This window comes from Pseudanabaena sp. UWO310, assembly GCF_006861605.1.
GTDB lineage: Bacteria > Cyanobacteriota > Cyanobacteriia > Pseudanabaenales > Pseudanabaenaceae > Pseudanabaena.
In genome coordinates, this window is sequence record NZ_SELU01000010.1 from 50251 (window position 1) to 62841 (window position 12591).

The 12591-nt window shown below is 41.7% G+C and carries 14 protein-coding genes, 1 pseudogene and 1 CRISPR repeat array; of the genes and pseudogenes, 4 read left to right on the forward strand and 11 right to left on the reverse strand.

Annotated features, from left to right (window positions below):
* Positions 1 to 14 precede the first annotated feature (14 nt).
* Positions 15 to 710, forward strand: coding sequence for a glutathione S-transferase family protein (locus PseudUWO310_RS05175; RefSeq protein ID WP_142599655.1), 696 nt, complete (start codon positions 15 to 17; stop codon positions 708 to 710).
* Here the strand turns inward: PseudUWO310_RS05175 and PseudUWO310_RS05180 are convergent.
* Complete coding sequence (locus PseudUWO310_RS05180) at positions 688 to 903, reverse strand: hypothetical protein (RefSeq protein ID WP_142599657.1); 216 nt, start codon at positions 901 to 903, stop codon at positions 688 to 690. The genes PseudUWO310_RS05175 and PseudUWO310_RS05180 overlap by 23 nt on opposite strands.
* Positions 904 to 951: 48 nt before the next feature.
* Here PseudUWO310_RS05180 and PseudUWO310_RS05185 point away from each other — a divergent pair, with 48 nt between their 5' ends.
* Positions 952 to 2904 carry an SMI1/KNR4 family protein gene (locus PseudUWO310_RS05185; RefSeq protein WP_142599659.1) on the forward strand — a complete coding sequence of 651 codons (1953 nt, stop codon included), beginning with the start codon at positions 952 to 954 and terminating at the stop codon, positions 2902 to 2904.
* A 103-nt stretch (positions 2905 to 3007) separates the two neighbouring features.
* Here PseudUWO310_RS05185 and PseudUWO310_RS05190 read toward each other — a convergent pair whose 3' ends face one another.
* From PseudUWO310_RS05190 to PseudUWO310_RS05230, 9 genes and pseudogenes are all read right to left on the reverse strand, one after another.
* Positions 3008 to 3706 (reverse strand): IS1 family transposase, encoded by a 699-nt coding sequence (locus PseudUWO310_RS05190; protein WP_142599661.1) that lies wholly within the window; start codon positions 3704 to 3706, stop codon positions 3008 to 3010.
* A gap of 77 nt (positions 3707 to 3783) precedes the next feature.
* Positions 3784 to 3918: pseudogene (locus tag PseudUWO310_RS05195) on the reverse strand (DNA-binding protein); the annotation flags it as partial.
* On the reverse strand, positions 3905 to 4144 hold the full coding sequence (locus PseudUWO310_RS05200) for a hypothetical protein (RefSeq protein WP_142599663.1): 240 nt from the start codon (positions 4142 to 4144) through the stop codon (positions 3905 to 3907). The pseudogene PseudUWO310_RS05195 and the gene PseudUWO310_RS05200, both read right to left, overlap by 14 nt.
* 169 nt (positions 4145 to 4313) lie before the next feature.
* Positions 4314 to 5418: a CRISPR direct-repeat array (repeat unit 35 nt; unit sequence GTTTCCGTCCCCTTGCGGGGTGTTAGGCGTGAAAC).
* Positions 5419 to 5689: 271 nt separating this feature from the next.
* Complete coding sequence (locus tag PseudUWO310_RS05205) at positions 5690 to 6316, reverse strand: hypothetical protein (RefSeq protein WP_142599665.1); 627 nt, start codon at positions 6314 to 6316, stop codon at positions 5690 to 5692.
* Positions 6317 to 6346: 30 nt separating this feature from the next.
* The gene (locus PseudUWO310_RS05210; RefSeq protein ID WP_142599668.1) at positions 6347 to 6526 is read right to left on the reverse strand and encodes a hypothetical protein; all 180 of its coding nucleotides are present in this window, start codon (positions 6524 to 6526) and stop codon (positions 6347 to 6349) included.
* Between the two features lie 61 nt (positions 6527 to 6587).
* Positions 6588 to 7283, reverse strand: a complete 696-nt coding sequence (gene csx2, locus PseudUWO310_RS05215) for a TIGR02221 family CRISPR-associated protein (protein WP_142599670.1) — start codon at positions 7281 to 7283, stop codon at positions 6588 to 6590.
* A 23-nt stretch (positions 7284 to 7306) separates the two neighbouring features.
* Positions 7307 to 9157: a hypothetical protein gene (locus PseudUWO310_RS05220; RefSeq protein WP_142599672.1), complete on the reverse strand. Its 1851-nt coding sequence runs from the start codon at positions 9155 to 9157 to the stop codon at positions 7307 to 7309.
* Between the two features lie 115 nt (positions 9158 to 9272).
* Positions 9273 to 10133, reverse strand: coding sequence for an alpha/beta fold hydrolase (locus tag PseudUWO310_RS05225; protein ID WP_142599675.1), 861 nt, complete (start codon positions 10131 to 10133; stop codon positions 9273 to 9275).
* Between the two features lie 68 nt (positions 10134 to 10201).
* A complete protein-coding gene (locus PseudUWO310_RS05230; protein ID WP_142599677.1) occupies positions 10202 to 11752 on the reverse strand; it encodes an AAA-like domain-containing protein in 1551 nt (516 codons plus the stop codon).
* A gap of 217 nt (positions 11753 to 11969) precedes the next feature.
* Here PseudUWO310_RS05230 and PseudUWO310_RS05235 point away from each other — a divergent pair, with 217 nt between their 5' ends.
* Positions 11970 to 12218, forward strand: coding sequence for a hypothetical protein (locus tag PseudUWO310_RS05235; protein WP_142599680.1), 249 nt, complete (start codon positions 11970 to 11972; stop codon positions 12216 to 12218).
* Complete coding sequence (locus PseudUWO310_RS05240; protein WP_142599682.1) at positions 12199 to 12417, forward strand: hypothetical protein; 219 nt, start codon at positions 12199 to 12201, stop codon at positions 12415 to 12417. The genes PseudUWO310_RS05235 and PseudUWO310_RS05240 overlap by 20 nt, the downstream gene beginning before the upstream one ends.
* Here PseudUWO310_RS05240 and PseudUWO310_RS22750 read toward each other — a convergent pair.
* Positions 12408 to 12581: a hypothetical protein gene (locus PseudUWO310_RS22750; RefSeq protein WP_190315910.1), complete on the reverse strand. Its 174-nt coding sequence runs from the start codon at positions 12579 to 12581 to the stop codon at positions 12408 to 12410. The two genes, PseudUWO310_RS05240 and PseudUWO310_RS22750, sit on opposite strands and share 10 nt — an antisense overlap.
* Between the last annotated feature and the right edge of the window lie 10 nt (positions 12582 to 12591).

Genomic DNA, 12591 nt, shown 5'->3' on the forward strand with positions numbered 1-12591 from the left:
AGGATTGGGACTATATGATTAAACTTTACTACTCTCGTCCCTCCGCCTATGCCCGTCCCGTGTGGTTGACACTATTGGAAAAACAGCTTCCTTTTGAGCTGATTTCGGTTAATTTGGGTGGTGAACAGTTTGAGCCTGAGTTCTTATCCTTAAATCCTTTTAGTCATGTTCCAGTTTTGTTTGATGATGACTTTAGGGTGATTGAATCCTTGGCGATTTTAGATTACTTGGAAGCGAAATATCCTTCTCCATCCTTATTACCCACCGAAGCACAGGCTTTAGCAAGGGTTCGGATGGTGCAGATGGTTACGTTTACTGAGTTACTGCCTGCAATCTTCGGGTTACTTGTTGGTCAGGAAAACTCAAACCAAAAATCCCTAGAGTTTGAATATGCTCAGCTACGGGCAATTAACACCCTCAATTTCCTTGAGGGATTGTTAGGAAATTTATGCTACTTTGCTGGAGAACAACTGACAATGGCTGAAATTGTAGCTGGAACGCTTATTCACAGGATGCCCGACTTAGGAATTACTTTGACTAATTATCCAAACCTGAATGATTGGTCGGAGCGGTTATTGGCTCGACCTACTTGGCGAGAGATTGAATTGAGTCCAGAGGAATGGAGCAACTTCAAGCGTCGTATGCGAGTGATTCCTAAGATTTGGCAGCATCGTCGTCATCAACGCATCAATGCTCTATCACAACGATAACTTGTTGATTGGCATCTTGATTAACATCATTGTCTAGTTCCGAATCAGTTGTCGGCGATCGCCTAAAAATCAAAGACTCACAATAATAGCGATCGCCTTTAGTAGATAGATGACTGAGGCAATCGCCAGATCTCTTAAGGCTATACTGTGAGGCAGTATTTAGCCCGTAGTGCAATTTAATTTTTGCTTCCAAGCAAGAATTGATTGCGCTATACTTGCATATATGAAAATTTAAAGTCTTATGTCGCAATTAACTCCCGAACAAGAACAGCAAATCCCTAGTTATGCTAAAAAATGGCGTGATATTGCCTATTCTACTGAGCCAATTGATCGAGAAAAAGTTACAGAGATAATTAGTAGGGCATATTTCCTACTCGACAAAAAAGCACCTCCCATCATCTTTTGTGGTAGCCCCTTTGACTACCTTCAAAAAATCTCTGTCTTTGCCAATAATTCTCAGCCACTAGATTTTTCACGTATTGCAGATAGACTTAATCTACATTTTGGCAAAATATTTCAAGAGTTGGGAGATTTTCATAAACAGGCAACCGATCTTGCTAAAGAATCCTCCGAATTAAATCCAAAGATGCAAATGTCAGTCGATGAGGTCTTACAAGAAAGTTTTCCAGAAGTATTTAACCTTGATGAATTAGAATCGAATGTAGAACAGTGGCAAAAAGAAAGAAAAGAAGCCTCGCAACAGTTTCAACAAGAATTAAAGGAAAGTTTCCCAGAGTTTGAACTTCCTGAGGAATTTGGAGAGGGATTGAATACAGCATTAGATTATCATAATAAAGTTCAGAGTGAAATTCTTAGGCAGATAACCCATGAACAGAGAAGCTATATTTCAGAATTGCTTGGTAATAGAAGTACGTTCAAACCACGTATACTATACAATCTGATTGATAAGGCTATTCGACCCTATAGTGAAAATTTAGCTCCAAGATTAGTTTATAACGCTATCTCTAATATTTCTTGTGCAGATAATTATAACTGGTTTGATTTCAGCATCTCTGTTCTTGGTTGCGATTGCGATCTAGAATGGTGGCAATCTTCAGTAGATATCATGCAAAATTGTGGATATGTATATCCTTTTGAAAATATCTGTTACGTTTGCGATCGCCCTTCCAAAATCTTGTTTGATGAAAATGGACTCGCCCATGCGTTAGGGGAACCAGCAATTGAGTATCGTGATGGATTTAAAATCTTTGTCTGTCACGGAACTTTATTTACAGAGAAATATATTTCTGTCCCGATCTCCCAATGGCAGCCGCAGTGGTACATAGAGGAAAAAGAAAGCCGATTGAGAGAGGCTCTAATTGAAGTTTTACCTTCAGACCAGTTACAGGTTGAGTGGCTATTGGCAGAAGAGAATACAAATCTTAGGCAACTTTTGACAAATAAAATTGGACATGAAAGGATTTTAAACGATATAAAAATCAATGATGATTTAAATATTCTATCTCAATCACTGCAAGATAATTCTGCCTCAAGCTTTTGGGTAGCTTATGCCATATTAAAAAATCAGTTGGAGCCAAAAATTCAGAAGGTCATTGAAAAATGGAAGATATCTAGAGGAACTTTCAGAGAGCTTCTACAAATGCTTTTAATCGATTCTTTGGAGCGTATTCTAGCTTGGCAAAATCAAAATGTCCCTGATTATGAAGACGATTTTCAGCAGGGATTAACCTACGAAGAAATTGAGGAAAAGGTAAAAGATTTGCCATTCAAGTTGCCGCGAGAATTTTATCATCTTTATCAGTGGCGCAATGGTAGTTCTCGTGAATCAGGGATTTTTCTCTACCTATATCATTGCCCAATTGAACAAGCTCTAGAATATAACGAATATATTAATTATCCTGAATCAATTGGTATGAGAATAGAAGATAATTGCTCTCCCTATCTTTTCCCACTTTTTGACTTTGATGGTGAATACTTTGCTATTCAGGGAATTGCGAATGAGGTGGAGACATCTTTTGTTTGTCATATTGGAGCAGATGGAGGTGGAGAAAAACTTATTTTTAATAGCTTAACCACTATGATGATGGCGATCGCAGAAAGCTATGAATCTGGAGTTTATATTTATGAGCCAGAATATAACAGTGTGAGTTGGGAAGACATGGAAAAATCTGGACAAATTCGACTCAAATATAATATAGGAACAGCAAAAAGGATTTATGGGGAAGGGGGTTAAAAATATTGTTAATCATCTTCATTCACAAGTCAAAATTAACAAAATAGAAATAATCGTTAGAAGCGATCGCTTAAAAATTAGGCGTTGCATATATTCATAATGATCAGGGAAAAACAGGAAATGATTTTTGATTTTTACGCTTGAGGTAAAAAAGCAATAAACGAATCGAAATTTGCAACATTTCCATAGACTTTGAGTAGCATAAAGTCTTGCGATGTAATCTCGCCAAGTAATGTCTCAATCTGGTGTTCTCCCCTTCCACCCTAGTCATATAGGTCTTACTAACAATATGGTCTTCAGGATTAATAAACTTGGGGTAAACACAGTAGCCATCACTAACCCAGAAATAGCAAGCCCAACTTCTAATCATTGCCCACAAAACGGTAAAAGTCTCATTGCTCCTGTCTCCTATTGTCCAAGCTAAAATTCCTTCAGCAAAGTGATTCACAGCTGTCCATACCCAAACCTTGTTTTCTTTGCTACCCACAAAGGTCTGAAGTTCATCTAGTTCACCTACCTCTGGTACATCCTCAATTTCCTCTGTCTCAGGCAATTTTTCTCCTGATTCTCTCACCCAGTCGATTACCGTATTGTGACTAATTCCTGTACATCGCTCAATTGCTCTAAATCCCATGCCATTACAGTACATTCTTAAGCAAATTTGTCTGGCATCTTCAGAATATCCTCTTTCACTGTAGAATTCGACAAACTGACGATTGCACTGCTTACATCGATAGCATTGTTTGCCGTATCGATGTCCATTTTTTACTACTTTTTCTCCTTTACAATTTGGGCATTGCATTTTTTGTCATTGAACAACTCCAACTCTTATTTTCTAACATACTATTATTATTTATCATTATGAATATGTGCAACGCCAGTTTCAGTAACTACGCACCATGTTGTAATAAATTCTTCGTTCTCTAAGCTCTGAAATAATTTTGTTGCTGCTTGGTGAGAGGCATCTTTGCTGTTAGCAAGGGCAAGCCAGAAGCCTGTATCAACGATTACCATATTTTAGATCGAGTTCTTTGCTTAAGTAGGTTTTGTAATTTGTTGATAGGTCTGGTTCGGCTTCCATGCAACCGATAAAGTCCGACCAATTTTGGCTTTTATTTTTTACGGAGGTTGGTTGGTTCGTATGATAGCGATTTTTGAGAACGCTTACTAGATCGAAGATCACTTGTTGTGCTTCAGGTGGTAAAGTTGCAATTTCTTGCTGAATGGTGTTTAGGTTCATACATTTTAAAGACGGAAGATCGAAGAGGGGGAATTTAAAGACGGAAGGCGGAAGATCGAAGAATAATTTTTTTGCGATCGCGACAATTTTAGCATTTCTATATTTTTTTACTCCTCATCTTTTCTTTACCCTTCCCTCTTCAATCTTCAGTCTTCGATCTTACCCTTACGTTTCCTTCCCCTTGCGGGGTGTTAGGCGTGAAACCTCCGAACTGAAAGGCATTTTTTTCTGGGATGGAAAAGAGTTTCCGTCCCCTTGCGGGGTGTTAGGCGTGAAACTTTGTCAATTCTCGGCGTATTTGCTATCGTCTCTCCAGCCGTTTCCGTCCCCTTGCGGGGTGTTAGGCGTGAAACTTTGATTCTTAGTGGTTTGATTCTTGGGCTATTGTGGGTTTCCGTCCCCTTGCGGGGTGTTAGGCGTGAAACTTGACTCTTTGAGAGAATTTATGGTTTTGGACAGAGGTGGTAAGTTTCCTTCCCCTTGCGGGGTGTTAGGCGTGAAACGCAAGTGAATGTTTCTCTTATAAAGAAGCTATGGAGCTTTTTGGGTTTCCGTCCCCTTGCGGGGTGTTAGGCGTGAAACCTTGGCATCAAGTCAAGAGGGCAGATTTTGCAAGAAATCTTGGTTTCCGTCCCCTTGCGGGGTGTTAGGCGTGAAACTAATGCATTTGCAGATATGTTAGCGCAAGCTCAAGCTAAGTTTCCGTCCCCTTGCGGGGTGTTAGGCGTGAAACTTGTCTGGATGGAAGAACCGAGATGAACACCAAGCACTAATCGTGTTAGTTTCCGTCCCCTTGCGGGGTGTTAGGCGTGAAACCCCTTGAAGTAAGAAGAAAGTTTAGGCTAGTAGTCTTACAGAAAGTTTCCGTCCCCTTGCGGGGTGTTAGGCGTGAAACAAAGTTGAAACTGTTGAATCAATTGATATAACTGGTATTCCGTTTCCGTCCCCTTGCGGGGTGTTAGGCGTGAAACTCGCTAATCAAAGATGTAACTATGAGTCTTACCTCAAAAAAGGGTTTCCGTCCCCTTGCGGGGTGTTAGGCGTGAAACGCTTCAAGAAACAATCGCTGCTGCGGCTAAAACTGTGGCAGAAAGAGTTTCCGTCCCCTTGCGGGGTGTTAGGCGTGAAACCTCGTCAATCGGGAAAAGACCTTCTTGGTGTTTTCACGTTTCCGTCCCCTTGCGGGGTGTTAGGCGTGAAACGGCTGTGAAATTATTGATTTGGGCGGCTCCAAAATTCGTTTCCGTCCCCTTGCGGGGTGTTAGGCGTGAAACCCCTCACATTTTTGAGGCTTACACAGTAAAGCTTTTAATAGGGTCGATCTCCATAGGTCATTTACATAGTCAATAAGCTTGCTAAATTCGCAACAAGAAGACAAATATAAACGCCGAAACCCTTATGGAGAGCGCGACCTCCAGAGGTCAACGTAATAATGCGGTTTTCAAGGTACATGCCACCTATGGAGGTGACTGCAAAAACTATAACTGCCAAACCAAGTTTTTGTCTAGCTCGATAACATTAAATTATGTAAAAACTTAGCAACAGTCAAGCCACCATGCCTAAATAACCAGCCAACTGGATCTCACATTGCAGAAAAATGTAATTAACCACAGCAAACAACCGATCCAACTCAAAAATACTATAAGTTGCAGGATGATGCGTAAAATTTCGTCCCTCCAACTTACCAAACTCCCAAGTTATACCATTAGAAACAACCCCAAAAATAGTCACAGCAGACTCACCATGCAAACGATCAGCCGCCGCCATTTCCGCCAGACATTGCCCCCATCCCCAATCAAAATTATCCTGCTTCGCCTCCACAATCAACAAATAAGGCTGATCAAAAACCACCTTACCAAGCGGCGATCGCCTCGCCAAAATATACTCAGGAAAGCCAGACAAAGACTCATCACAAGTTAATAACTGATGACTCCACAACGTAAACTTACTACCATAGGACTTCCAAACCTCCTTCAGCAAAGGGTAAATCAAATTCTCGCAAATCGCAAACTCCGAATTATTCACCACACCCTCCCGCATTACATACTCCAGATCTTGCCGAAAGTAATCAGACACAGGAAACACTGACTCTAAAACAAAATTAGCTTCAGCATAAATTAGTTGTAATTCTTTAACCGTCTGTCCAATACTTTTGAAATTACTGAAAGCCATACAAATACCAAGAATTGGGTTACTGCTAGTTTAATCTAATAAAGACTTTTCAACATCAATCAGCGATCGCCCAATCCCCATCGCCATTTCTTGAATATTTGTAGCCAACATCCGTTTTTTATTCATTCCGCAATGAGCAAGATCGTTCCGCAAATTAGCCAACTCCTTCCACAAAGTTGCGATCGCCCTAGCATTAGGAAGATCTGCCAACTCATCAAAATAGCCATTTCCCTTTGATACAAATTCTCGTCCTTTCGGATGAAACTTATGCCTAAGCCGATGTAGCCATCACCTCAATCGGTCTCGTAATACTCAGCGCTAAAGAAATTGTTTCAATAGCACTAGCCGTATTTTCTAAAGACACACTCAAATCTGACCAATCAGGGCGATCGCGCAATTCTTCAATAGTCGGCATCTCATTCCTCAACAGATCCGCCAAAGCCTGTCCATTCCCCATCTCCGTAAACCTTGTGGTCGCAGTAATCCAATCAATCATCGAAATAAATTCCGACAAATCAATCACAGGCGCTATCTCATTCGCTTTCAGCTCGAACGCCCCATAGTAAATGGACTTAATCGATACATTCTTCGCCGCCTTGAAATAAGCCGCAAATAAAAACACCAGAAAAGGGAGCGATCTCAATCCATGAGTAATGTCAAAAATAACACTTTCCCCTTCAGGAATCTCCGCTGCAATAATCTCAAAAGTTTGCCACATCTCCCCCGTATCAATTCCCGTAGGAATATCTAGAGCCTGAATCCTTGGATCGCTGTGGAATTTTACTAATTTTGACCATGTGTTTAGTTTTGCCTTTTCCGTCACACAAACAATCATGCGATCGAATTCACAAAACTGCGCAAGTGCCTCGGCAAATACACCGCCCGTATAGAATTGAGTGCGATCGCCAAAACTATATTTTGTTTCTAATAAACCGCGATCGCCCAAAAAAGTAACAATAGTCGTCATGAATTAGCCACTCCCTAATTTGATTACCTCACTGGCGGTAAAGCATAACCGATTTGACGCAGAGCTTTGCGAAATTTCCCTTCATGAATAGCTAAAACCACCAAAGCACGACTACCCACTAGCTGACAGTACTTCTTGGTAAGCGGATCGTTAGAAATCAACGCAGCTAAATGAGAACTAGCGCATTCAATTAACTTCGCTTCTCCTAAATCCCTCAAACTACTCGCTTTTTCTGAAGCTATATTCAGAAACTCCTGCACAGATTCAGGTAAAGGTTCACTACTATTCCGCTCCAGAACTTGCTTTAGCTCAGCAACCTGATGTCCATCCTCGATCGCTGTTAAAAGTCTATCTGAATCTAAGCGCCAGCTTGTATCAGTAATCCTTTGAGCATAAAGATCGAGAACTAAAACATCAGCTATACTCAAATCCCCTTCTGAAGCCACAATTTCTAGATTCGGCAATATCTGCAAAGTCTGGCTATTTGCGATCGCTGTGGGTTGATATTTTTCAGTCAAGCCCAAACAGTAAGCCCCCAAAGCGTTTAAGCGAAAATAAATCAAGCCATCATAACGACTGAGAAAATTGAGATCGTCAGTCCCCCAGAGATCGCCAAAATCACGCCAATTCACCCCAGGATCAACATAGCTAACATCAATCAAACCAAGGGTCGCAGCATATTCAAACAAGAGACAGCGCATATATCGCTCTTGCAGAATATGCCAATCATGGCTACCGTCGTATCCTAAATTCCCATATCCAAATTCACAGATATAGAGATTGTAAGGATCGCGGGTGACTTCAAACAACTGTCCAGTAGCTACCATGTATTTGCTAAAAGCGCTGAACTGTATCCATTTACCTATGGGACATTCATTCAAAGCATTAGCAATCACTTCGCGCCGCCCTGCTAATGCCGTCATTCCCCTTGCGCCCTTGCCAGTTTGCCCCTTGATCTCATCAATGCGCCGAAATTCATCAAAGGTTGTATTTTTTAACCAGCGCTTCCATAATGTTTGTAAAGTTTTCGCTGGTGGGTCTTGCAGAGCCTTTAGTCCAGCTTTAGTCAGAACCAGCTTTTTACCAACAAGTTCTGCCATATTACCCACCTGCAACAGGGCTGTCCATGCAAAGGCTTTGATACCGCCAATATCATCTTCAGGTGATGTGTAGGTGTACTGTGCTTCTGCTTTGCGTTGTTGATCATCATAAAAATCACCACCCAATAAAATTGTCGCGATCGCTTTCACCGTCGCGCCACTGGGTAAAGATGTTTTATCACTAACACCCACTTTGCCCGATTGAATCAAGCGCAAAACTGACAGCAAATCTTTTTGAGCTACCTGCTCCATTTCACATACTGTCAAAGGCACTTCATATTCTTGGGCATTCCAATACTTTTGTTGACGCACCAGAAATGTGTCAGGAATGGTATCCCTAACTTCGGTTAAACGGGTTGCTTTAGGTTTGGGGACAAAGGCTTTTAGGTTTTGCTTGAGATCCGATGGCATCAAGCCTTGATAGAAAAATAAGCTCAATAGCGATGGCTGATATGCATAACTATAGCGATCGCCTTTACCAAAATTGGGATTCTGCCCATATTTAGCTACAAATGCGTCTGCACGGTAATCATTTCCCGATGAATGGACAACTTCAGCAACTGCGGCTTTCTGCAATTCGTCTAGCTGCCGCCAAATTTTCTGGAGCTTTACTCCCTCAAGTTGCGACAAAATTGCAGCTACAAGCTCAGCTTTGCGAGTCAATTTGTGATTTGCAGACAACAGCGCACAAAACTTTTTTAAATTGTCAACGGTTTGCGTTTCAAGCGCTTGTTGAATCGTGGCAATAATATCTACGAATTGTTTCCGTGGCATGGCGCAATCTGGCTACAGCAATAAGCATCAATTGTATAATCATCGCCATCAATTAGACCATCTGATTTATCTTGGTTCTTTTTGTAACACTTTGCACTGCAAGATAGAATTACCTTCACTCCTCATCCAAAAACTCACGCATCATTTGATTAACCAACATCGGTTGTTCCTGCTGCACCCAATGGCTGCAATTAGGAATATAGCGAATCCGCAAATCCTGCACATACTCCTCCGTACCATAGGTTAATTCCTTACCTAAATATCGATCCTCCTCGCCCCAAATCATCAGGGTCGGGATTTTGAGAATACCCCATACTTTCTTTTGGGATAAATAGGTAGGTAGATTGCGATAGTAATTAATCGTGCCCGTCAAAGCACCCCGCTTAGCAAAAGCATTTTTATACTGCTCAATATCCTCATCCGTAAAAGCACTCCGATCGATCGCCATTCCTCGAAAAGCCTCCTCAATCAGCCGATAGTCATCTAACTGAATCAAGAACTCAGGCAACAATGGAATCTGAAAGAATGCAATATACCAACTTTTGAGCATCTGTTGCGGAGTCTTGAGCCCTGCCGCAAACTTAGCAGGATGCGGCAAATTCATTACGATCAAACGACTTACTAATTCAGGATAGGCATAGGCAAATGACCATGCGATCGCCCCTCCCCAATCATGACCAACCAGAATACAACTCTCATAGCCCAAACCTGATATCACTCCTCTAATATCTTCCACAAACTCTGACATCACATAAGCAGATTGGGCTTGAGGCTTATCACTATCGTTATAACCGCGCAGATCGACAGCAACGACTTTATAGTCTTTTGCAAATTCAGGGATTTGATGCCGCCACGAGTACCAAAATTCTGGAAATCCATGCAGCATCAACATCAGCGCACCTTTACCCTCGGCAACGTAGTGCAATTTTATGCCATTCGTATCAATTCTATCGTGATGCCAAAGCTCTGCGGTCATAATATTTTGAGTGTAACAATTAGTGCAAGTTGTCTCTAGAAAAAAGTTAGAAGTATCAATTGCATTACCTATCCCCGAATGACAATAATCTCTCGACCAGCAGGACTAATCACATTCTCCGTAGTCGTCCGATCGCTTAGCGGCGGCAAACCCTTACGGCGATCGAAAATCACTAACCATCCTGTATCCAAGCTCAATCCTGATAAATATTTATCCAACTGCTTTAGTCCTTCCTTGATTGGATCTGGCTTCTTGTCTCGCCATACCTTCAACTCCATTCCCAAAATCACTGTGCCATAGCGCAAACAAATATCCATTCTCCCCGAACCGATCGCATATTCTCTTTCCAGCGTCCCAGCACCATTCACAACTCGGTGTAGAAATGCCATCATCACCAGATGCGGCGCAATCTCTGGATAATTAGCACTCTTAAATAATGGTTCACCATGTTGTCGCCAGAAAACTAGAAAAGCATTAAGTAGCACTTCAGCATTAAGGCTTCCATCAACATTCAGCCAGCTAGGTTGAATCATCGGCAGACTATCCTGCACTCCTTGAGATAAAACTCTGGGAATCACTTCTTGATAAATCGGATTAGCAATCTTCAAACCACCTTCCTGACTCCTCACCACTAAACCTAAATCCAACAAATAACGCCGATCATCATCGGTTGTATCTCCTAACTCTAATCCAGATAAAATGGGTTGAATTATGGCTCTTACCCGATCTTCCCGTAATCTTTCGGCAAGACTATCCAGATGCGTATCCTGTCTCTTAATCAGTATTTCCTTAGCTTGATTCACCAAGTCAGGAGTAATCGGAGTTGCAGGATCTTTCGTAATATATTCAACTATTTCTTTAGCGATCGCATTGACCAACCAAGGCTGACCCTGAGTCAAATGAAAAGCCAAATCAACTGCTTCAGGTGTAAATACTTGCCCCGTCGCATCTGTATGCTGCTGGTAGAGCTTTCTCACATCCTCAAGGGTAAAGTTACTCAAGGTAAAAGAACGTACTTTGATATTAAAAGGGCTGGAAGTATTCAGGCGATCGCTTCCACCAGAGGCATATTTATAATCCCGCACATCTCTCATCCCCACCAACGCAACTGACTGCGGAAATCCTTGGGGACGATTTGGAAAACCAGATCGGATTTGTCTTAAAACAGAAATTAGTGTTTCATTACTTAAGGCATCAATTTCATCCAAAAAGACAACTAATGGACGGGATGATTGTTCAGCCCAGTTGCTCAAGTTTGTCCCAATCCGCGCTCCCGCTTCAGCATCTAACCACTCTTTAGGTTGCAGATCTTTTGGCAAACGAAACCGTATCGATTGCTTCCACTCCCCTAAAATAGCTAGTTCGGCTGCTCCTAAATCATCAGAGAACGCCGCCCCCACCTCCAAAGACAACATCACCGCCGTATATTGACCGCTAGTCGTTAGCTCTTGGGCAAGTGTCAGCATTGCTGTAGTTTTACCCACTTGCCTTGGTGCATGAATGACAAAATAGTTTTCCTGAGCAATTAGCTGTTTGATTTCAGGTAAACGCTCTGTAGCTGACAACATGTAGTGAATGTCAGGCTTACAAGGACCAGCAGTATTAAACCATTTGGGCATGACGACAACTAAACTAACGGGCAGATACCCCTTCAATATATAACAACGCGCCAAGCAAAATCCTGAAACCTTGAATTTACGTTGGCAGTAATGAGTATTTATACTTATTCATATAAATTTAATGGCAAATAAGTGGCAATTATTTGCTCTAAGATAAATTTATGACAAGTTAGGCTCTTGTGTTAGCTTTTCTAATATCGTTTACCAAGTTTTACTAATGAGTGGCAATCTTACTGAGACTTATAAGCAAGGGATGCAGGCTTACGATCATTGTCATCCACAATCTGTGCGATCGCTTTGGGATGCGTTTCGTTCGGAATTGAGCGAGTTTCGCGCAAAGCCTTCGCAAGAGGAGGCTTGGGATGTTTTACATTCTTTTGGACACTTAACTTGGAAGTTAAGGGGTATTCCTCTGTTTTGGTTGGCTAAACCAACGGTAAAGAAACATGGTCGCGACTGGCTTTAGCATTGCCAATGAGTTTGCTGTAGGTAGCAGTGATGCTGCTGCTCAAGCTAGTGCTGCCAAGATTGTCTACAATCAAGGAACTGGCTCTCTTTTCTACAATCAAAATGGAGCTAGTGCTGGTTTTGGATCTGGCGCACAGTTTGCGACTCTGACTAGCAATCCATTGCTAGCTGCTTCAGATTTCATGATTCAATCTTGATGAATATGGCTATAGCCAATTAAGTCAGAACATAAACCCCAAAAGAGAGTTGTGGCGCTTTGCGCTGCAATTCTCTTTTGGGGTTTTAGCGATCGCTTTCTGCAATATCGGAGATCGCTTGAACTTTGCAGAATGCGATCGCGATTAGGTAATAGTACTGACACGATCTTCTTT

Excerpts from the sequence above, each read along its gene's own strand:
- PseudUWO310_RS05205 (WP_142599665.1), bottom strand. The coding sequence starts at position 6,316 with ATGGCTTTCAGTAATTTCAAAAGTATTGGACAGACGGTTAAAGAATTA.
- PseudUWO310_RS05200 (WP_142599663.1), bottom strand. The coding sequence starts at position 4,144 with ATGAACCTAAACACCATTCAGCAAGAAATTGCAACTTTACCACCTGAA.
- PseudUWO310_RS05225 (WP_142599675.1), bottom strand. The coding sequence starts at position 10,133 with ATGACCGCAGAGCTTTGGCATCACGATAGAATTGATACGAATGGCATA.
- PseudUWO310_RS05230 (WP_142599677.1), bottom strand. The coding sequence starts at position 11,752 with ATGCCCAAATGGTTTAATACTGCTGGTCCTTGTAAGCCTGACATTCAC.
- PseudUWO310_RS05235 (WP_142599680.1), top strand. The coding sequence starts at position 11,970 with ATGAGTGGCAATCTTACTGAGACTTATAAGCAAGGGATGCAGGCTTAC.
- PseudUWO310_RS05190 (WP_142599661.1), bottom strand. The coding sequence starts at position 3,706 with ATGCAATGCCCAAATTGTAAAGGAGAAAAAGTAGTAAAAAATGGACAT.
- PseudUWO310_RS05175 (WP_142599655.1), top strand. The coding sequence starts at position 15 with ATGATTAAACTTTACTACTCTCGTCCCTCCGCCTATGCCCGTCCCGTG.
- PseudUWO310_RS05220 (WP_142599672.1), bottom strand. The coding sequence starts at position 9,157 with ATGCCACGGAAACAATTCGTAGATATTATTGCCACGATTCAACAAGCG.
- csx2 (WP_142599670.1), bottom strand. The coding sequence starts at position 7,283 with ATGACGACTATTGTTACTTTTTTGGGCGATCGCGGTTTATTAGAAACA.
- PseudUWO310_RS05185 (WP_142599659.1), top strand. The coding sequence starts at position 952 with ATGTCGCAATTAACTCCCGAACAAGAACAGCAAATCCCTAGTTATGCT.
- PseudUWO310_RS05240 (WP_142599682.1), top strand. The coding sequence starts at position 12,199 with ATGGTCGCGACTGGCTTTAGCATTGCCAATGAGTTTGCTGTAGGTAGC.